Below are 19,701 nucleotides of genomic sequence, written 5' to 3'. Positions count from 1 at the left end.
ATCGCTTGCGGCAACGGGTCAGCCATGCGGCCACTGCGAGGACAGCCATGAACGCCCCCGGCATCGATTCGACCGAGGCCTCGCTGTACGAGGTCCGGCGCAAGATCTATCCGCGCGCCGTCACCGGCGCGTTCGCCAGCTGGCGCGTCGCGATGGTGCTGGCCACGCAGCTGGTGTTCTACGGCACGCCGTGGCTGCAATGGAACGGCCGCCAGGCGGTGCTGTTCGATCTGGGCGCGCGCAAGTTCTATCTGTTCGGCCTGGTGCTGTGGCCGCAGGACGTGATCTACCTGGCCGTGCTGCTGGTGATCTCGGCGCTGTCGCTGTTCCTGTTCACCGCGATCGCCGGGCGGCTGTTCTGCGGCTATGCCTGTCCGCAGACGGTCTATACCGAGATCTTCCTGTGGATCGAGCGCAAGGTCGAGGGCGACCGCATCGCGCGCATCCGGCTCGACGGCGAGCGCTGGACCGCGCGCAAGCTGCGCGTCAAGGCCACCAAGCATCTGCTGTGGATCGCGATCGCGCTGTGGACGGGCTTCACCTTCGTCGGCTACTTCTCGCCGATCGATGCGCTGGGCAGGGCGGTGCTGACTCTGTCGACCGGGGCGTGGGAGACGTTCTGGATCGGCTTCTACGCGTTCGCCACCTGGGGCAATGCGGGCTTCATGCGCGAGCAGGTCTGCAAGTACATGTGCCCCTATGCGCGGTTCCAGAGCGTGATGGTCGACAAGGACACCTATGTGGTGACCTATGACGCGCAGCGCGGCGAGCCGCGCGGCTCGCGCTCGCGCAAGGCCGACCCGCGCGCGCTGGGCATCGGCGACTGCGTGGACTGCAGCATCTGCGTGCAGGTCTGCCCGACCGGCATCGACATCCGCGACGGGCTCCAGTACGAGTGCATCGGCTGCGGCGCGTGCATCGATGCCTGCAATCAGGTCATGGACAAGATGCGCTATCCGCGCGGGCTGATCCGCTATACGTCCGAGAACGCGATGCGGCGCGCGTTGTCGGCGGCAAACGCGCGCCGCCGCGTGATCCGCCCGCGCATCGTGCTGTATGCGGTGCTGTGGCTGGCGCTGGTCGGCGGCTTCGTCTGGTCGGTGGCGGTGCGCACGCCGCTGAAGGTGGACATCATCCGCGACCGCCAGGCGCTGGCGCGCGAAGTGGAAGGGCGCTGGATCGAAAACGTCTACCGGCTGCAGCTGATCAACACCACCGAAGGCGAGATGGACATCGCCATCGCGGCGGAAAGTCCGGGATTGCCGGGACTGTCGGTCGAATACGAGCGCGGCGCCGGCCATCTGGCGCCGACCTCCAACCGGCTGCTGCCGCTGCGGCTGCGCGTGCCGCTGGAGCAGGCGGCGTCGGGCACCCATGTGGTCGACATCGTGGTCAGCGGCGCGCGGGCCGAAGCCGGCGCGGGCACGGGTACGGGCACGGACACCAGTGGCGTGCAGGTGCGGCAGTCCACCCGTTTCATCATTCCCGACCAACCTTGACGAGGCATCGACATGTCCCAATGCAAACCGTGGTGGAAGGAACCGTGGCCGTGGCTGCTGATCAGCGGCCCGGCGCTGGCGATGATGGGCTGCGCGGTGACGATCTGGGTCGCGATGCAGCATGCGGATCGACCCATCGTCGACGGCGTGGTGCGTCAGGGGCTGGTGATCCGGCAGGCGGCGACGTCGGCGGGGGCGGTGACGCCGGCAGCTGCGATGGCGGCTGCAATGGCGCCTGCAACCGCGGCCGCAACGGCGGCTGCAACGGCGGCTGCAACGACGGCCGCAGCGGCGGTCGCCACGCAGCACGCGCGCGACGCAGTGAATTCCCACGCGGTGGCGCGGCCATGAAGGCGCGCTGGCTGATGTGGGTGCTGTGGCCCGCCTTCGTCGGCGCGGCGGTGGCGTTCGTGCTGGTGTTCTCGCTGATCGATCCGAGCGAGTTGCGCGTCTTCGGACGGCCGCTCGAGCTGTCGCACGGTGCGATCTACACGATCGGCTTCGGCGTCGCGTGGGCGGTGTGCGCGCTGTCCAGCGCGCTGACGCTGTGCATGCTGCCGGCGTCGATCCTGGCGCCGATGTCGTCGCCGATGTCGGCGGCCGACGAACTGGAGTAGGGCGATGGCGAAGCCGGCGATGCGAGCGAAGCGCGCAATGGGGGCAAAGCTGGCAACGGGGGCAAAGCTGGCAATGGGGGCAAAGCGGGCAAAGCGGGCAATGTGGGCGATGTGGGCGATGTGGGCGATGTGGGCAATGTGGGCGATGGCGGCCGCCAGCGCCATCGCCGCGCGGGCTTCAGCAGGCCGTCTTTCCCAGCAGCTGGCGGATGCCGTCCATGTCGACCAGCTTGACGTGGCGCTGGCGGATCTGGATCAGCCCGGCTTCGGCGAAGCGCGAGAACAGGCGGCTGACGGTCTCGAGCTTCAGGCCCAGATAGCTGCCGATTTCTTCGCGGCTCATGCGCAGCACGAACTCGGACGGCGAATAGCCGCGTGCCGACAGGCGCTCGGACAGGCTGATCAGAAAGCCCGCCAGCCGCTCCTCGGCGCGCATCGAGCCCAGCGTGATCAGCATCATCTGGTCCTGCGTGATCTCCCGGCTCATCAGCCGCATGAACTGGTGCTGCAGCGACGGCAACGAGGCCGACAGCGTCTGGATCTCGTTGTAGCGCACTACGCAGACCTCGGTGTCTTCGAGCGCGGTCGCGTCCGACGCATGCCGCATCTCGGTCAGCCCATCGAAGCCGACCACTTCGCCCGGCAGATGAAAGCCCGTGATCTGCGCGCGGCCGTCTTCCATCGTCACGTGGGTCTTCAGCGTGCCGAAGCGGATCGCATAGACCGCGTCGAGGGGATCGCCGAGGCGATAGAGCGATTCGCCCTTGCGCACGCGCACGCGTTCCTGCACCAGCGTGTCCATCTTTTCGACGTCCTGCGCCGACATGCCGATCGGCAGGCACAGCTGCCCCAGCGAGCAGGTGGAGCAGCGGGTCGATTGGTCGTTGAGGGGGATGGCGTTCAGCAATTGGAATCCGCGCGAAAGGAGGGAGTTGCCATCGGCATCGCGATGGGCGTCAAGCGTGCGGGCATTCTACCGTGCTGCTCCCCGTCGAGGGGAGCGTGAGATGGCAATCGGCGTACTGGCAAGCGTGTTTCTGCTGGCGCTGTTGGGCGGTGTCCACTGTGCGGCGATGTGCGGCGGCATCGCGCTGGTGCTCGAAGGCGATGACGCGCGGCGGGCCGCGCCGGTGTCGTTGTACCGCAGCCGCGCGGCGTGGGTCCGCGAACTGCTGGTGCTGCATGCCGGGCGCCTCAGTGCGTACGCAATGCTCGGCGCCTTGCTCGGCGCGGTGGGCGCGACCGCGTGGAAGACGCAGTATCTGCCCGTGCAGCGCGCGCTGTTCGCGGCCGGCAGCACCAGCCTGCTGCTTGCCGGACTATGGACGCTGGGCGGCGCGCAACTGGTGGGGAAGGCGCCGGGTGTGAACGCCGTGGCGCGGCGTCTGGCGGCAGCCTGGGCGCGTTGGGGCGGAAGGACCATCGCGCGGCAGGACGCGGGGCCGGTTACGCACGGCACCAGCCGGCGTCTGCTGCGCCGCTATGCCGCCGGACTTGCGTGGGGACTGGTTCCCTGCGGCATGGTCTACGCCGCGCTCGCGCTGGCCTTGCTGGCCGGCAGCGCGGCGTCGGGCGCGCTGGTGATGCTGGCCTTCGGTCTCGGTACGCTGCCCAATCTGCTGATGCTGTCGAGCCTGTCGGCCGGCCTGCGCGTGCTCGCGCGCCGCGCGTGGGTGCGCCGCGGGGTCGGCGCGGCGGTGGCGCTGTTCGGCGCGGCCGGTCTCGCGCGGGCCGCGATGCTGCCCGAAACGCTGGCCGCGCACGGCTTCTGCCTGACCCTCTGATGGCCGGCCGGCCCCTGCGTCCCAAGCCCGCGGTTGCAGGCCGGCGCGGGAATGCCATACAATCGCGGGAAGCCACGGCGACCGGGCCGCTTTCGCGCAGGTGTCGTGGTCGCCCGGTCGCGCTTGTTCCAGGCGTCTGTCACGGCACTCATGGGTTTCCATACCCATCTCCCTCCCCGCACTGTCCGGCTAGAACATCCGGTGTCGACATCGGCCAAGAATACCGGCCAGCGGCGTGGCAGCGAGGGGCCCGACAGGCTGCACGCCAGGCCATGACCAAGTTGTCTCGCAATCCGGACGGTCACGACCGCCCGGGCGTGTCGGCCGCAACAGGGGAGACGGCGCGACGCGCTGGTCCTTCCGCCGACCGATATCGGGAGACGGGCGGACGATCTTCTGCCGGACCGGACCGGCAATCGATGCACCGATGAGAAGCGCGCGGACCCGATGCGGCAAGCATCCCGGTCGGCAGCGCGATGAATGGCGGCAGGCGTCCCTGAAGCGGAACGCGCGCCGCTGAATCGACCAATCTCCAGCGCGTCCGGGTGTCACGGACGCAGATGCAAAGACAGGCCGCACACCACAACATGAATACCCAAGAGGCGAAAATCGTCCTCGAGACGGCGCTGATCTGCGCGCAGGAGCCGCTGCGCGTCGCCGATCTGCGCCGCTTGTTCGCCGACGACGTCGGCGCCGACACGATCCGTGTTCTGCTGGAGGAGTTGCGCAAGGACTGGGAGCCGCGCGGTGTCGAGCTGGTGGCGCTGGCAAGCGGCTGGCGCTTTCAGAGCCGTCCGGCGATGCGCGAATACCTGGACCGGCTCAATCCGGAAAAGCCGCCGAAATACTCGCGCGCGGTGATGGAGACGCTGGCCATCATCGCCTATCGCCAGCCGGTGACGCGCGGCGATATCGAGGAAATCCGCGGGGTCACGGTCAGCACCGAAGTGATCAAGAAGCTCGAGGACCGCAGCTGGATCGAGGTCATCGGCCATCGCGACGTACCCGGCAAGCCGGCGCTGTACGCGACCACCAAGACCTTCCTCGACGACCTCGGGCTGCGTACGCTGGACGAACTGCCGCCGCTGGAGGATCCGCAGGCGCAGGTCCAGGAGGCGCTGCTGAAGCAGGGCGCCATCGATTTCGAAGAGGTCGCCACGGCGGCCGGCGTCGACGAAGAGGCCTTTGCCGCGGCGCCGGAAGGCGTGGCGCAGGCCGATGGCATCGACGCCGCTGCGGTTCCTACGGCCGATGGGAGCGAAGGGCTGCATGGTGCCGATGCAGTTGATTCAGCTGATGCAGCCGATGCCGCCGATGCCGCCGATGAGGCGCCCCAGGATGTGGCGCTCGCCGAAGATGTAGCCGCGGCCGGCGTGGCCACCGGGGAAGGGTTCCCTGAGATGTCCGGCGAGGGGCAGCCACAGGCCGATGCCGATGACTCCGCCGAAGCCCCGGCGATGGCCGCGGCGGCGGGGTCCGAGGATGCCGCCGGCGCTGCCGAGGCCACCGACGCTGCCGAAGCCGCCGAAGCGCCCGAAGCCGCCGAAGCTGGCGCGAGTCCGCCGACCAGGCCGACGCCGACGCGCCCCAACTCGATGAACGCGATGCCGACGAGCATGGCACGCGCGTCCCGAACTAACACCAGATGCAACAAGCGAGTGTGAATACTTTGTCCGACTCTATCGATCAAGACGTGCGCGAGGCTGAGACGCCTGCCGAGGGCGCCGCGCCGCGCCGCAAGGGCCTGCGCCGTGGCCTGCGCAATCTGGTGGCCTCGCGCCGCCAGTCGGCGCAGGACCGCGATGCCGCCGAGCCCGTGGCCGGCGATGCCGGCGCGGCGGTGCAGCCAGAAGGCGGCACCGGCGGCGCCACGGCGGCCCCCGCGCCCGGATCGCGAGGCGGACGGGGCAGGCGCGCCAAGCCCGCCGAAGGCGAGGCGCCGCGCGAGAACGCCGGCAAGCGCCGCGGCCGCGGCAATGCAGGCCAGAACGCTGGCCAGAACGCTGGCCAGAACGCCGGCCAGCAAGCCGGCGCCAGGGCCGAGGGCGCACGGCCCGAGGGCGAGGCCGGCAACAACGGCCAGCCGCGTCCGGGCGGCAAGCGCAAGGGCGGCAAGAACGCGGCCCGGCCCGCCAAGGGCGCCGGCAAGTCTGCCGCGCCGACCGCCGACAAGGGCGGCGCCAGGCCGGCCGCGAAGGGCGACAAGAGCGCCGCGGCCGAGGACCTGTTCCGCTTCGTGATCTCGGGCCAGTACGACGCCGATGGCGGCGCTGCCGGGGCGGCGCGCAAGGCCAAGCCGGTGCGCGAGCTGTCCGCCGAGGACGATGCGCCCAAGCTGCACAAGGTGCTGGCCGAAGGCGGTCTCGGTTCGCGCCGTGAAATGGAAGAACTGATCCTGCAGGGCCGCGTGTCCGTCAACGGCCTGCCCGCGCATATCGGGCAACGCATCCTGCCGACCGACCAGGTCCGCGTCAACGGCAAGCTGATCCACCGCCGCGTGACCACCAAGCCCCCGCGCGTGCTGCTATACCACAAGCCCTCGGGCGAGATCGTCAGCCAGTCGGATCCGGAAGGCCGCCCGACCGTGTTCGACAGCCTGCCGCGCCTGAAGACCGCCAAATGGGTGGCCGTGGGCCGGCTGGACTTCAACACCGAAGGCCTGCTGATCTTCACGACATCAGGCGATATCGCCAACCGCTTCATGCATCCGCGCTACGGCGTCGAGCGCGAATACGCGGTGCGCACGCTGGGCGAGCTGGCCGAGGCGGATCGGCAGCGCCTGCTGCACGGCATCCAGCTCGACGATGGCCAGGCCAACTTCCTGCGCATCGTCGACGGCGGCGGCGAGGGGGTCAACCACTGGTATCACGTGGCGCTGACCGAGGGCCGCAACCGCGAGGTGCGCCGCATGTTCGAGGCGGTCGGCCTGACCGTGTCGCGGCTGATCCGTACCCGTTATGGCCAGTTCCTGCTGCCGCGCGGCCTCAAGCGCGGCCGCTGGCAGGAGCTCGAGCCCGAGGAGGTGCGCGCGATGATGGCCGCGATCGGGCTGAAGGCGCCGGCCAAGCAGGCCGGCGCGCCGAAGGGCGCGACCAAGGTGGGCGGGCGCAAGCAGCGCGAGCAGGCCGCGATCGAGGGCAAGCCGATGCCGACCGGCATGGATGGCCTGCCGCGCTTCAACAAGGAAGGCGGCCGCGGCGGCGCCAATCGCGGCCAGCCCGATCCGATGCAGACGTCGATGGGCTATATCACCGCGCCGACGCTGCTGACCTCGCACACGGGCAGGTTCGCGGCGGGCGTCAGCATGCCGCAGCAACCCGGCATGCGCGGTCCGGCCGGCGGTGGCCGCGGCGGTCCGCGTGGCGGTGCGCGCGGCGCGCAGGGGCAGGGCGGCCAGGGCCAGGGACGTCCGCAGCGGCGCGGCGGCGAGCCCAACGGCAATGTGATTCCGAAGGCTGGCAAGCCGAGCGGCCCCGGGCGGGGACGCCCGCGCGGCGGCAAGCGCTGAGGCGCACGCGCGCCCGGCCGCGAGGCGGCACGGGGTGAGGGCGGGCACAATTCGTGCCCCCTTCGCTCGGCTTTGCCTTTTGTGGCCCTAGCGCGTATAATGCGAGTCTATTCAAAAAGTCATCCTCCAGGGGATGGGCGAATGATGGGCGTTCCGCCCATTTTTTTTTGGTTCGTCCGATCGTCCGAACACGCGGAAAATCGCGATGTGGGGCTCCGCCGGAGATGACGGCAGGCAGCCGGCCATTCGCCGCGGCCTTGCCCGGTAGTTTGATGGCCATTTTTCGGAACGACAGTGCATCTGGCAGATTTGATCGAAACCACACTGACCGGCATGGGGTATGAGCTGGTCGAACTTGAACGCGCCCCAGGCGGGTTGCTGCGCGTCTATATCGATCAACCTGACACCGGCATTGCCATCGAGGATTGCGAGAAGGTCAGCCGCCAGCTGACCCACGTGCTGACCGTCGAGAACGTCGATTACGAACGGCTCGAGGTCTCCTCTCCGGGACTGGATCGTCCGCTTAAGAAACTGGCCGACTATGTTCGCTTTGCCGGCGAGGAGGCGCGCGTGACGCTGCGCCTGCCGATCGACGGCCGCAAGAACTTCGTCGGCATCCTGCAGCCGCCCACCGGGGAGCCCGGCGCCGAGAAGATCGGCCTGGAATTCGAGGGCAAGGATGGCCCCGCGCTGCTGGAATTTACCGTATCCGATGTCGACAAGGCGCGCCTGGTGCCGGTAATCGACTTCAAAGGAAATCAGAGAAAAGGGAACAAGCAATGAGCCGCGAAGTTCTGTTGCTCGTCGATGCGCTTGCGCGCGAGAAGAACGTCGACAAGGATGTGGTATTCGGTGCGCTCGAAGCGGCTCTCGCTTCGGCCACCAAGAAGCGTTTCGAGGAAGACGTCGATATCCGTGTGCACATCGATCGGGAATCCGGCGAGCACGAGACTTTCCGCCGCTGGCTGGTGGTGCCCGACGAGCAGGGCCTGCAGGAGCCGGACAAGCAGATCCTGCTGTTTGAAGCCCGCGAGCAGGACCCCAATATGGAACTCGGCGATTTCGTCGAGGAACAGATCGAGTCGGTCGAGTTCGGCCGCATCGGCGCGCAGGCCGCCAAGCAGGTGATCCTGCAGAAGATCCGCGACGCCGAGCGCGAGCAGATCCTGAACGATTACCTGGAACGCGGCGAGAAGATCATGACCGGCACGGTCAAGCGCGCCGACAAGAAGGGCCTGATCGTCGAGTCCGGCCGCGTCGAGGCGTTGCTGGGCCGCGACCAGATCATTCCGAAGGAAAATCTGCGTACCGGCGACCGCGTTCGAGCGTATATCCTGAATGTGGACCGCACCGCGCGCGGCCCGCAGATCGAGCTGTCGCGCACCTCGCCGCAGTTCCTGATCAAGCTCTTCGAGAACGAAGTGCCCGAGATGGAACAGGGCCTGCTGGAGATCAAGGCGGCCGCCCGCGACCCGGGCGTGCGCGCGAAGATCGCGGTGGTGGCGCACGACAAGCGCATCGATCCGATCGGCACCTGCGTCGGCGTGCGCGGTACCCGCGTCACCGCGGTGCGCAACGAGATCGGCGGCGAAGCGGTCGACATCGTGCTGTGGTCGGAAGACCCGGCGCAGTTCGTGATCGGCGCGCTGGCGCCCGCGCAAGTGCAGTCGATCGTCGTCGATGAAGAGAAGCACAGCATGGATGTCGTGGTCGACGAGGAAAACCTCGCCGTCGCGATCGGCCGCAGCGGACAGAACGTGCGCCTGGCGTCCGAACTGACCGGCTGGCAGATCAACATCATGACGCAGGAAGAATCGGCGCAGAAGCAGGCCGAGGAAAGCGAAGTGGTGCGGCGCCTGTTCATGTCCAAGCTGGACGTGGACCAGGAAGTGGCCGACATCCTGATCGAGGAAGGCTTCTCCTCGCTCGAGGAAGTCGCCTACGTGCCGATCAGCGAGATGATGGAGATCGAGGCCTTCGACGAGGACACCGTCAACGAGCTGCGCAATCGCGCCCGCGATGCGCTGCTGACGATGGAGCTGGCTCGCGAAGAGAAGGTCGAGTCGGTGTCGCAGGATCTGCGCTCGCTGGACGGCCTGACGCCGGAGCTGATCGGCAAGCTCGCCGAAGGCGATATCCACACGCGTGACGACCTTGCCGAACTGGCGGTCGACGAACTGGTCGAGATGACCGGGGTCAGCGAAGAAGAAGCCAAAGCGCTGATCATGAAAGCACGGGAACACTGGTTCAACTGAGGGACACGTTCGCATAGAGCGCGCTTTCCGCACAAGACTGTCCCGACGTAGAAACCGAGCATTGAAAGGGTTTGAATGGCAAGCACAACAGTTGCCCAACTGGCCGCAGAACTGAGTCGCAGCGCAGCTGCCCTGCTGGAACAATTGCAGGCAGCTGGGGTGGGCAAGTCCAAGCCTGAGGACGTGGTCACCGAGACCGACAAGGCCAGGTTGCTGGACTACCTGAAGCGTTCGCACGGTCAGGCCGATGACGGCTCGCGCAAGAAGATCACGCTGACCAAGCGCGAAACCTCGGAGATCCGCCAGGCGGATGCGACCGGGAAGACGCGCACGGTGCAGGTCGAGGTGCGCAAGAAGCGCGTGCTGATCAAGCGCGACGAGTCGCCCGCCGATGGCGCGGCCGACGGCCAGGAAGTTTCCGAGCCGGTGGTCGACCAGGCCGAGCTGGCGCGCCGCGCCGAAGAGGAACGCCGCCAGGCCGAATTGCTGGCGCGCCAGGAAGCCGAGCTGAAGGCCCGCCAGGAGGCGGCCGAACGCGAGGAGGCCGAGCGCCGCGCACGCCAGGAAGCGCTGGAGGCAGAGGAACGCCGCCAGGCCGAGCTGGCCGCCCGCAAGGCCGAGGAAGAGGCCGCGGCAACGCGCGCCGCGAGCGAGGCCAACGAGGATTCGGATCGCAAGAAGGCCGAGGACGACAAGACGCGCCTGGCGGCAGAACGCGCCGCCGCGCAGAAGGCCGCCGACGATGCCAAGGCCGCCGCCGACAAGGTGCGCGCCGAGCAGGATGCGGCCCGCAAGCGCCGCGAGGCCGCCGAGGCCGAGGCCCGCGCGATCCAGCAGATGCTCAATGCGCCGGCGCGCGTGCTGAAGGCACCGTCCGAGCGCAAGGCCGAGGAAAAGAAGGCCGAGCAGAGCGGCACGCTGCACAAGCCGGTCAAGCCGGCCGGCACGGTCGAGGCCAAGAAGGACGAGAAGAAGCCCGCGGTGGCTACCACGACGGTCGACAAGAAGACCGGCAAGGTGGTCAAGGGCTCCTCGACCTGGCAGGACGAAGGTTCGCGCAAGAAGGGCGGTGGCCTGAAGACCCGCGGCGATTCGTCGGGCGGTGTCGGCGGCTGGCGCGGCGGCCCGCGTGGCCGTGGCGGCAAGCATCAGCAGGACGATCGCAGCGGCTTCCAGGCCCCGATGGAGCCGGTGGTGCGCGAGGTCCATGTGCCCGAGACCATCTCGGTCGCGGACCTGGCCCACAAGATGGCCGTCAAGGCCTCCGAGGTCATCAAGCAGATGATGAAGCTCGGCCAGATGGTGACCATCAACCAGGTGCTGGACCAGGAGACCGCGATGATCGTGGTCGAGGAAATGGGCCACAAGGCACTGGCGGCCAAGCTGGACGATCCGGAAGCGCTGCTGATCGAAGGCGGCGAGGACCAGTCGGACGCCGAGCAGCTGCCGCGTCCGCCGGTCGTCACCGTGATGGGCCACGTCGACCACGGCAAGACCTCGCTGCTGGACTACATCCGCCGCACCAAGGTCGCGGCCGGCGAAGCGGGCGGCATTACGCAGCATATCGGTGCCTACCATGTGGAAACCGACCGCGGCGTGATCACCTTCCTCGATACGCCGGGCCACGAGGCCTTCACGGCGATGCGTGCGCGCGGTGCCAAGGCGACCGATATCGTGATCCTGGTGGTGGCCGCCGATGACGGCGTGATGCCGCAGACAAAGGAGGCGATCGCCCACGCCAAGGCGGCCGGCGTGCCGATCGTGGTGGCGATCAACAAGGTCGACAAGCCCGAAGCCAACCCGGACCGCGTCAAGCAGGAACTGGTGGCCGAGCAGGTCGTGCCGGAAGAGTACGGCGGCGATTCGCCGTTCGTGCCGGTGTCGGCCAAGACCGGCCAGGGCGTCGAAGAGCTGCTGGAACAGGTGTCGCTGCAGGCCGAAATCCTGGAGCTGAAGGCACCGGTGGACGCGCCGGCCAAGGGCCTGGTCGTCGAAGCGCAGCTGGACAAGGGCAAGGGCCCGGTGGCGACCGTGCTGGTCAGCAGCGGCACGCTCAAGCGCGGCGACGTCGTGCTGGCGGGCAGCGCCTACGGCCGTGTCCGCGCGATGCTCGACGAGAACGGCAAGCCGACCAAGGAAGCCGGCCCCTCGATTCCGGTCGAGATCCAGGGCCTGTCCGAAGTGCCGGCGGCCGGCGAGGAAGTGCTGGTGCTGCCCGACGAGCGCAAGGCGCGCGAAATCGCGCTGTTCCGCCAGGGCAAGTTCCGCGACGTCAAGCTGGCCAAGCAGCAGGCGGCCAAGCTCGAGACCATGCTGGAACAGATGACGGAAGGCGAAGTGCAGACACTGCCGCTGATCGTCAAGGCCGACGTGCAGGGTTCGCAGGAAGCGCTGGTGCAATCGCTGCAGAAGCTGTCGACCGACGAAGTGCGCGTGCAGATCGTGCACGGCGCGGTGGGCGGCATCACGGAGTCCGACGTCAACCTGGCCACGGCCTCGAAGGCGGTCATCATCGGCTTCAACGTGCGTGCCGACGCCGGTGCGCGCAAGCTGGCCGAGAACAACGGCATCGACATCCGCTACTACAACATCATTTACGATGCGGTAGACGAGATCAAGGCGGCGATGTCGGGCATGCTGGCGCCGGAGAAGCGCGAAGTGACGATCGGCCAGGTCGAGGTGCGCCAGGTGTTCCGCGTGCCGAAGATCGGCGCGGTGGCCGGCTGTATGGTCACCGACGGTCTGGTCAAGCGGGGCGCCTTCGTGCGCGTGCTGCGCAACAACGTCGTGGTTTTCTCGGGCGAGCTCGATTCGCTCAAGCGCTTCAAGGACGATGTCAAGGAAGTCAAGCAGGGCTTCGAGTGCGGTCTGTCGATCAAGAACTTCAACGACGTTCAGGAAGGCGACCAGCTCGAAGTGTATGAAATCACCGAGGTCGCGCGCACGCTGTAAGGCGGCGCGCCGCGGCGGCGAACCTTCACCGGTTTGCCGCCGCCGGCCCATCCACGCCGTCGGACCCATCGCCTTCGCTGGCGACGCCGCTGGCAAAGTCGTATCGCATGGCCAAAAAAGGCAATATCTCTTCCCGTAATCTGCGCCTGTCCGAACAGATCCAGAAGGATCTGGCCGAGATGATCCAGCGCGAGCTGCGCGACCCGCGCCTGGGCCTGGTGACGCTGCAGTCGGTGGCGCTGACCCCGGACTACGCGCACGCCAAGGTCCACTTCACGGTGCTGGGCGCCGAACCCGCCGATGCCGAGGCGATCCTCAACGAGAAGGCCGGCTACCTCCATTCGCTGCTGTTCAAGCGGCTCCATATCCATACCGTGCCGACGCTGCGCTTCGTGCACGATACCTCGGTCGAACATGCGATCGAGATGTCGAAGCTGATCGACCAGGCCAACGCCACACGGGCCAAGGACGAGTAAGTCCGTGGCGCCGGCGCGTCCTGCGTCGTCGCCTCTCCCGAGCCGCGCAGCCGGGTGGCACGCCGATATGGGTGGCACGCCGATATGGCAAGCGCATTGCCGCCACCGCTTCCACCGCTCTCGCCGCCGCTCCCGCCGTTTCATTCCCCATGACCGATACCACCGCTCCACGTCCGCCTCGGCTGCCGCGCCGCGACGTGCATGGCGTGCTGCTGCTCGACAAGCCGCTCGGGCTGTCGTCCAACGATGCGCTGATCCGCGCCAAGCGGCTGCTGCGCGCCAACAAGGCCGGCCATACCGGCACGCTCGATCCGCTGGCGACCGGGCTGCTGCCGCTGTGCTTCGGCGAGGCGACCAAGTTTTCGCAGGATCTGCTCGATGCCGACAAGACCTATGAGGCAACGGTGCGACTGGGGCAGCGCACCTCGACCGGCGATGCCGAAGGCGAGGTGGTCGCCGAACGTCCGGTCAGCTGCGATGCCGCGGCGCTGAACCAGGCGCTGGTGCGTTTCGTCGGCCCGATCGAGCAGGTGCCGCCGATGCATTCGGCGCTGAAGAAGGATGGCCGGCCGCTGTACGAATACGCGCGCGCGGGCCAGACGGTCGAGCGCGCGGCGCGCAGCGTGACGATCCACGAGATCGCCTTGCTGAGCTGCGAGCTGCCTGGGGCGCCCGTGTTCGCGATGCGCGTGACCTGCAGCAAGGGGACGTACATCCGGACGCTGGCCGAGGACATTGGCGAGGCGCTGGGCTGTGGCGCGCATCTGACCGCGCTGCGGCGCACCGCGGTCGGCGATCTGACGCTGGACGGCGCGGTCACGCTGGAGCAGCTCGGCGAGCAGGACGACGCGGGGCGTCCGGCCCTGCTGGCGCCGGTGGACGCGCTGCTGCAGCGCTGCGCGCCGGTGACGCTCGACGCCGCGGCGACGCAGCGCTTCCTGCAGGGCCAACGCATCGCCGGACGCGATCTGCCTGCGGCGGTATTCAAAGGTGCGGGATTGCGTGAAGACACGCTGGCGCGCGTCTATGGCGGCGAGCCGGCGCGGCTGCTGGGCGTGGCCAGATGGCGCGAGGGTGCGCTGCAGCCGGAGCGGTTGGTGCGATTGAACGCGCCCGACTGACGACCGCCCGGGATTCCCTCTGCCCGACCCTCTCCCGCGCGCGGGAGAGGGGGAACACCTGGAGAGGAGGGGACGCAGCAGGTTTGCTGCCCTCTCCCGCATGCGGGAGAGGGGCGGGAGAGGGGCGGGAGAGGGGCGGGGGAGAGGGCATGCAGCGGTCGCCGTTCTGCCGAGCCTGAGCGCCCGATCAACGCCTCATCGATGCGCCCTCAGTGCGCCCTCAATGCGCCCCCATGGCATCCGCGGACCCGCCGCCACCGCCCTTGGGCTTTGTCAGCCAGACGAACACGATCAGCCCGAAGAACATCACCCCCGAAATCCAGAAGATATCGTTGGCGCCCAGCATCGACGCCTGCTGCGAGATGGTGCGCTCGATCACGCCGACCGCCTGCATATGGCTCATGCCCTGCTGCATCAGGTGCTCGACCTGGGCGTTGTAGATCGGGTTGTAGGGATTGACCTGTTCCACCAGGTGCGCATGGTGCATCGCCGAGCGGTTCTCCCACACGGTGGTCGACACCGAGGCACCGATCGCGCCGAAGGTGATCCGCACGAAGTTCGACAGGCCCGAGGCCGCCGGAATCTTGTCGGGCGGCTGTCCCGACAGGATGATCGACGTCAGCGGGATGAAGAACATCGCCATCGCCGCGCCCTGGATCAGCGTCGGGATCATCAGCGTGGCGGTGTCCACGTCGATCGTGAACCGCGAACGCATCAGGCTGACGATGCCGAATGTGATGAACGCCGCGGTGGCGACCCAGCGCGGGTCCATCTTCGGCAAATTGCGCCCGATCACCGGCGACAGCAGGATCGCGAAGATGCCCACCGGCGCCATCACGATGCCGGCATCGGTCGCGGTATACCCGACGATCGTCTGCAGCCATAGCGGCAGGATCACCAGATTGCCGAAGAACAGCCCGTAGGCGACCGAGATCGCCACCACGCCCGCGCTGAAGTTGCGGCCGTTGAACAGGCTGATATCGACGATCGGGTGCTTCTCGTAGCGCTCCCACGCCAGGAAGAACAGGAAGCCCACCACCGCGACCACCGTCAGCGTGACGATCTCGGTCGAATGGAACCAGTCGAGCTCCTTGCCCTTGTCCAGCATCAGCTGCATCGAACCGACCCAGATCACCAGCAGCGCCAGGCCGATGGTGTCGATCGGCAGCACCCGCGTCGGCGTTTCGCGCTCGCGATAGATCGCCCAGGTCGCGTACGCGGCCAGGATGCCCACCGGGATGTTGATGTAGAAGATCCACGGCCACGTCATGTTGTCCGAGATCCAGCCGCCCAGCAGCGGACCCATGATCGGCGCGACCAGCGTGGTCATGCCCCATAGCGCCAGCGCCATCGTGCTCTTGTGCGGCGGATAGCTCGACAGCAGCAGCGACTGCGACAGCGGGATCATCGGCCCGGCCACCGCGCCCTGCAGGATCCGCGCGGCCAGCAGCACCTCCAGGTTGGGCGCCACGCCGCACAGCCACGACGACAGCACGAACAGCAGGATCGACGTGACGAACAGTCGCACCGCGCCGAAGCGCGTGGTCAGCCAGCCGGTCAGCGGCACCGAGATCGCGTTGGCGACCGCGAACGAGGTGATGACCCAGGTGCCCTGGTTCGGCGACACGCCCAGGTCGCCGGAGATCGCGGGAATCGACACGTTGGCGATCGACGAGTCGAGCACGTTCATGAACGTGGCCAGCGACAGCGCGATCGTGCCGACGATCAGCTTGGCGCCCGACAGCGGTTCCTGGTGCGCGGGGCGCGCAGGGGCCGCTGGCGATGTGGGCGCGGGTTCGGCGCCCTCGCGGGCGGTCAGGGTATCGGCCATGATCAGGCGTGCGTGGTCGCTTTCTTGGCGGTTGTCGCGGAACTGGCCGTCGACGCGCGGGCCGCCGAGGCCGGCGCCGCCGGCTCGGCGCCCTGGCGGCCGCTGTTGGTCGCGATGATGCGCGCGATCAGCGCATCGGCGTCGTGGCCGACCTTGTCATAGACGTCCGTCTGCATCGGCTTGCTGGCGGTGGTGGTCGTCATCGCCGCGCCTTCGGTCTTGCGCACGTCGACGGTGACGTTCATCGACAGGCCGATGCGCAGCGGATGGTCCTTCAGCTGCTGCGGATCGAGCGCGATGCGCACCGGCAGGCGCTGCACCACCTTGATCCAGTTGCCGGTGGCGTTCTGCGCCGGCAGCAGCGAGAACGCCGAGCCGGTGCCGGCCGAGAAGCCGGCCACCTTGCCGTGGTATTCGACGTCGGAGCCGTAGACGTCCGCATGCAGCGTGACCGGCTGGCCGATCCGCATATGCGTGATCTGGACTTCCTTGAAGTTGGCGTCGACCCAGACCTGGTCGAGCGGCACCACCGCCATCAGCGGCGCGCCGGCGGCCACCCGCTGGCCGACCTGCACCGAGCGCTTGGCGACATAGCCGGTCACCGGCGCCGGCAGCTGCGAGCGCGCGTAGTTCAGGTAGGCGGCGCGCACGTTGGCGGCGGCGCGCTGCACGTTGGGGTGCTTCTCGACGGTGGTCTGGTCGGTCAGCGCCCTGTTCGACGCGAGCTGCTCGCGCGCGGCCTGCAGCGCCGATTCGGCGGCCTGCAGCGTGGTGCGCGCATGGGCCAGTTCTTCGGAGGAAACCGCGCCCGAGCCGGCGATGGCCTGGCGGCGCTTCAGGTCTTCGCGGGCCCGCGCGACATCGGCCTGGCGCAGCGCCACGTTGGCCGCCAGCGAGCCGTTGTTGACGTACAGCGTGCGCACCTCGCGCACCGCCTGTGCCAGCTGTGCCTCGGCCTGGGCCAGCGCGACCTCGCTGTCGGCGCGGTCGAGCTGGATCAGCGGCTGGCCGGCGTTGACCAACTGCGTGTCGTCGGCGCCAATGCCCACCACCGTGCCCGGCACCAGCGGGGTCACCTGGACCACGTTGCCCGCCACGTAGGCGTCGTCGGTGCTTTCGAAATGCCGGGCATACAGGGCCCAGTAGCCGCCGTAGGCCAGGCCCGCGACCACCACCGCGGCGGTCAGCGAGAGCAGCAGGCGCTTGCGCTTGCCGTTGTTGTTGTCGGAGGGTTGCGTGCGGGTGGCCGCGTTCTGGTTCTGTTGTTGGTCGCTCATGATGTCGGTCGCTTGATGTCGGTCGCTTGAACGGTTCGACGTTGTCGTTGTTCTTCGCTGTCGTGTTGTGGCGGGGCGGTGGGGCGCGTCAGCCATGCGCCGCGGCGCGGCGCGGCGCGGGTGCGGCCGTGGTCGTGGCCGTGGCCGGCTTTCCAGCCTGTGCCGGCTCCGGATCGGCGGACTCGCCGGGCTCCTGGTAACCGCCACCCAGCGCCTTGACCAGCGCCATCTGCAGATCCAGCCGGCGCGCCTGCAGATCGGTGGCCAGGCGCCGCTGCTGCAGCACGTTGCTCTCGGCGTTAAGCACGGTCAGCTGCGTGCCCAGGCCCGCCTTGTAGCGCGTGGTCGCCAGCGCATAGGCATGCTCGGCAAGCTCCAGCGCCTCGCGTTGCGTCTGGATCTGCTGATCGACGCTGCGGATGCTGGTCACCGTATCGGCGGTCTCGCGCAGCGCATCGACCAGCGTCTGGTTGTAGTTGGCCACCGCCAGGTCATATTGCGCGTGCTTGCCCTTCAGGTTCGCGCGCAGCCGTCCGCCTTCGAAGATCGGCAGGCGCACCGCCGGGCCGAAGCCGAACTGGCGGCTGATGCCGAGCAGCAGGTTGGACGGATCGAGCGAGGCCAGGCCCGCGAAGGCGCTCAGCGTGACATTGGGCAGGAACTCCGCGCGCGCGACCTCGATGTCCTTCGACGAGGCCTCGACGCGCCAGCGCGCCGCGACCAGATCGGGCCGGCGGCCGAGCAGGTCGATCGCCAGGTTGTCCGGCAGCGTCGGCGTGGCATGCGCCAGCAGCGTCGGCCGCTGGATGGCCAGGCCCCGGTCCGGACCCTTGCCGAGCAGCGCCGCGATCTGGTTGCGCGCCAGCGCGATCTCTTCGTCGATGCGCTGCAGATCGGTGCGGGCCGACGCCACCGTGGCGCGGGCCTGCGTGGTTTCCACCTGCGTGTCGAGCCCGGCCGACAGGCGCTGGCGCGACAGCTCGGTCAGGTCGCCGCGCTGGGCGATGGCGCGCTCGGCCACATCGCGCTGCGCGAACAGCGCGGCCAGCCGCGCGTAGTTGCGCGCCACCGCGGTGGTCAGCAGCAGCCGCGAAGCCTGGCTTTCGGCTTCGGCGGCACGGTCGTCGGACAGCGCCGCTTCCAGCGCCGAGCGGTTCTTCCCCCAGAAGTCGAGGTCGTAGGACAGGCCGGCCTGCAGCCGCGACAGGTTCTGCCACGAGCCGGCACGCGGCGTGCCTTCGTACAGATCGGTCTCGGAGAAGCGCTGGCGCGACAGCGAGGCGTCCAGATCCAGATGCGGATACAGCGCGCTGCGCGTGGCGTCGGCCATCGCGCGCGAGGCTTGCACCCGGGCGAGGGCCGCCTGCAGGTTGGGGCTGTTCTGCACGGCCTCGTCGACCAGCGCGCGCAGTTGCGGATCGCCGAACTGGTCGACCCAGTCCTGCGACGGCCACTGGCCATGCTGGCCCGGCAGCGTCTGCGCGGTGGCCAGCTGCGCGGGCTCGGTCATGACCTGGGTGGTGTGGGAGTTGCCGAAGGCGGCGCAGCCCGCCAGTGCGGCCGCGGCCAGCGCGCTGAGCGCGAAGGCGCCGAGACGGCGGGCCGGTTGCCGCGCCGGAGCGCGGCGGGAAGTGCAAATTTGATGGTTCATGTTGGGCGACAACGAAATGCCGAAAATGCGAGGGCGGCGGTCGGGTGCCGATGGCACGGACCGCGGCGGCGAATCTGGCCGGCTGGCGGCGGGAGGCTGGCTAGGGCGCTATCCGGTGTTGTTGGCGATCACCCGTTGCAACATGTCGCGGAACTGGGCGATCTCGGCCTCGGTGAAGCCGCGGAAGCGCCGGTTCAGCACGCGGCAGAAGATCGCGGGCAGCTGGTCGACCAGCGCGTGGCCGGCCGGCGTGACGCGCAGGTCGACGATGCGCCGGTCGGCGTCGCTGCGCTGCCGCTCGACCAGGCCGCGTTTTTCCATGCGGCTGATCAGGCGCGTGACCGAGCCCATATCGGTGTTCAGCTCCCGGCCCAGATCCGTCACCGTACGGGCGCGGCCGTGAGCCAGCATCACCAGGCAGGAGGCCTGGGCGTGCGTGATATCCAGCGCGCCGACTTCCTGCTCGACGTCGCGCGACAGTTCGCCCTTGGCCCGCGCCATCAGATAGCCGACGCTGTCGCAGATCCGATAGGAGGCGGGATCGAAGGGGAAGGTGTCGTCGGTGCCCGGGGCGTTCATCATTTGCCTATGCAATCTTTGTCGTGGCAAATATATGCACGTGCTGAGAAAACCGCAAGAACGTCAATTCGTCATTTCGGATTTGGAAATAGTGCGCTGCAAGCCCTTGCAGCAACGCAATAGACCGACCGAACGGCCGCCCGCAGTTTTG

At 68.4% G+C, this 19,701-nt stretch carries 15 protein-coding genes and 1 pseudogene; 11 read left to right on the top strand and 5 right to left on the bottom strand.

The window, feature by feature from the left end; genetic code table 11:
• Nucleotides 1-47: 47 nt before the first annotated feature.
• The 3 genes and pseudogenes from ccoG (at nucleotide 48) to KZ686_RS12905 (ending at nucleotide 2,116) form a co-directional block, all read left to right on the top strand.
• Nucleotides 48-1,499, top strand: coding sequence for a cytochrome c oxidase accessory protein CcoG (gene ccoG, locus KZ686_RS12915; protein WP_265632576.1), 1,452 nt, complete (start codon nucleotides 48-50; stop codon nucleotides 1,497-1,499).
• A gap of 12 nt (nucleotides 1,500-1,511) precedes the next feature.
• Nucleotides 1,512-1,688, top strand: a pseudogene (locus KZ686_RS12910) (FixH family protein); the annotation flags it as partial.
• Between the two features lie 158 nt (nucleotides 1,689-1,846).
• Nucleotides 1,847-2,116: a hypothetical protein gene (locus KZ686_RS12905; RefSeq protein ID WP_265632573.1), complete on the top strand. Its 270-nt coding sequence runs from the start codon at nucleotides 1,847-1,849 to the stop codon at nucleotides 2,114-2,116.
• Nucleotides 2,117-2,294: 178 nt separating this feature from the next.
• Here the strand turns inward: KZ686_RS12905 and fnr are convergent, their stop codons facing one another.
• Entirely contained in the window at nucleotides 2,295-3,023 is a 729-nt protein-coding gene (gene fnr, locus KZ686_RS12900) for a fumarate/nitrate reduction transcriptional regulator Fnr (RefSeq protein ID WP_149319116.1), read from the bottom strand.
• Nucleotides 3,024-3,123: 100 nt separating this feature from the next.
• On the opposite strand from fnr, the gene KZ686_RS12895 reads away from it, so the two are divergent.
• The 8 genes from KZ686_RS12895 to truB all read left to right on the top strand — a co-directional run bounded on the left by KZ686_RS12895 (nucleotide 3,124) and on the right by truB (nucleotide 14,212).
• Nucleotides 3,124-3,900: a sulfite exporter TauE/SafE family protein gene (locus tag KZ686_RS12895; protein WP_265632571.1), complete on the top strand. Its 777-nt coding sequence runs from the start codon at nucleotides 3,124-3,126 to the stop codon at nucleotides 3,898-3,900.
• Nucleotides 3,901-4,487: 587 nt separating this feature from the next.
• A complete protein-coding gene (gene scpB, locus KZ686_RS12890; protein ID WP_265632570.1) occupies nucleotides 4,488-5,564 on the top strand; it encodes an SMC-Scp complex subunit ScpB in 1,077 nt (358 codons plus the stop codon).
• On the top strand, nucleotides 5,546-7,408 hold the full coding sequence (gene rluB, locus KZ686_RS12885; RefSeq protein WP_265632568.1) for a 23S rRNA pseudouridine(2605) synthase RluB: 1,863 nt from the start codon (nucleotides 5,546-5,548) through the stop codon (nucleotides 7,406-7,408). Before scpB ends, rluB begins: the two co-directional genes overlap by 19 nt.
• A 294-nt stretch (nucleotides 7,409-7,702) precedes the next feature.
• Complete coding sequence (gene rimP / locus KZ686_RS12880; protein ID WP_053822015.1) at nucleotides 7,703-8,191, top strand: ribosome maturation factor RimP; 489 nt, start codon at nucleotides 7,703-7,705, stop codon at nucleotides 8,189-8,191.
• On the top strand, nucleotides 8,188-9,663 hold the full coding sequence (gene nusA / locus KZ686_RS12875; protein ID WP_149319112.1) for a transcription termination factor NusA: 1,476 nt from the start codon (nucleotides 8,188-8,190) through the stop codon (nucleotides 9,661-9,663). The genes rimP and nusA overlap by 4 nt, the downstream gene beginning before the upstream one ends.
• A 75-nt stretch (nucleotides 9,664-9,738) precedes the next feature.
• A complete protein-coding gene (gene infB, locus KZ686_RS12870; RefSeq protein ID WP_149319111.1) occupies nucleotides 9,739-12,615 on the top strand; it encodes a translation initiation factor IF-2 in 2,877 nt (958 codons plus the stop codon).
• 107 nt (nucleotides 12,616-12,722) lie between these two features.
• Nucleotides 12,723-13,091, top strand: a complete 369-nt coding sequence (rbfA, locus tag KZ686_RS12865) for a 30S ribosome-binding factor RbfA (RefSeq protein ID WP_265632565.1) — start codon at nucleotides 12,723-12,725, stop codon at nucleotides 13,089-13,091.
• Between the two features lie 149 nt (nucleotides 13,092-13,240).
• Complete coding sequence (gene truB, locus KZ686_RS12860; protein WP_265632563.1) at nucleotides 13,241-14,212, top strand: tRNA pseudouridine(55) synthase TruB; 972 nt, start codon at nucleotides 13,241-13,243, stop codon at nucleotides 14,210-14,212.
• A gap of 220 nt (nucleotides 14,213-14,432) precedes the next feature.
• On the opposite strand, the gene KZ686_RS12855 is transcribed toward truB, so the two are convergent.
• The 4 genes from KZ686_RS12855 to KZ686_RS12840 form a co-directional block, all read right to left on the bottom strand.
• Nucleotides 14,433-16,043 (bottom strand): DHA2 family efflux MFS transporter permease subunit, encoded by a 1,611-nt coding sequence (locus tag KZ686_RS12855; protein WP_265632562.1) that lies wholly within the window; start codon nucleotides 16,041-16,043, stop codon nucleotides 14,433-14,435.
• Nucleotides 16,044-16,045: 2 nt separating this feature from the next.
• Nucleotides 16,046-17,320 (bottom strand): HlyD family secretion protein, encoded by a 1,275-nt coding sequence (locus KZ686_RS12850; RefSeq protein ID WP_265632560.1) that lies wholly within the window; start codon nucleotides 17,318-17,320, stop codon nucleotides 16,046-16,048.
• A gap of 88 nt (nucleotides 17,321-17,408) precedes the next feature.
• Nucleotides 17,409-18,971, bottom strand: a complete 1,563-nt coding sequence (locus tag KZ686_RS12845; RefSeq protein WP_265632559.1) for an AdeC/AdeK/OprM family multidrug efflux complex outer membrane factor — start codon at nucleotides 18,969-18,971, stop codon at nucleotides 17,409-17,411.
• Between the two features lie 108 nt (nucleotides 18,972-19,079).
• A complete protein-coding gene (locus KZ686_RS12840) occupies nucleotides 19,080-19,553 on the bottom strand; it encodes a MarR family winged helix-turn-helix transcriptional regulator (RefSeq protein ID WP_149319105.1) in 474 nt (157 codons plus the stop codon).
• Nucleotides 19,554-19,701 lie beyond the last annotated feature (148 nt).

This window comes from Cupriavidus cauae (assembly GCF_026210475.1).
Lineage (GTDB): Bacteria > Pseudomonadota > Gammaproteobacteria > Burkholderiales > Burkholderiaceae > Cupriavidus > Cupriavidus cauae.
Note: the sequence above shows the minus strand (reverse complement) of the source record. Positions and strands in the feature narration are given on the sequence as shown.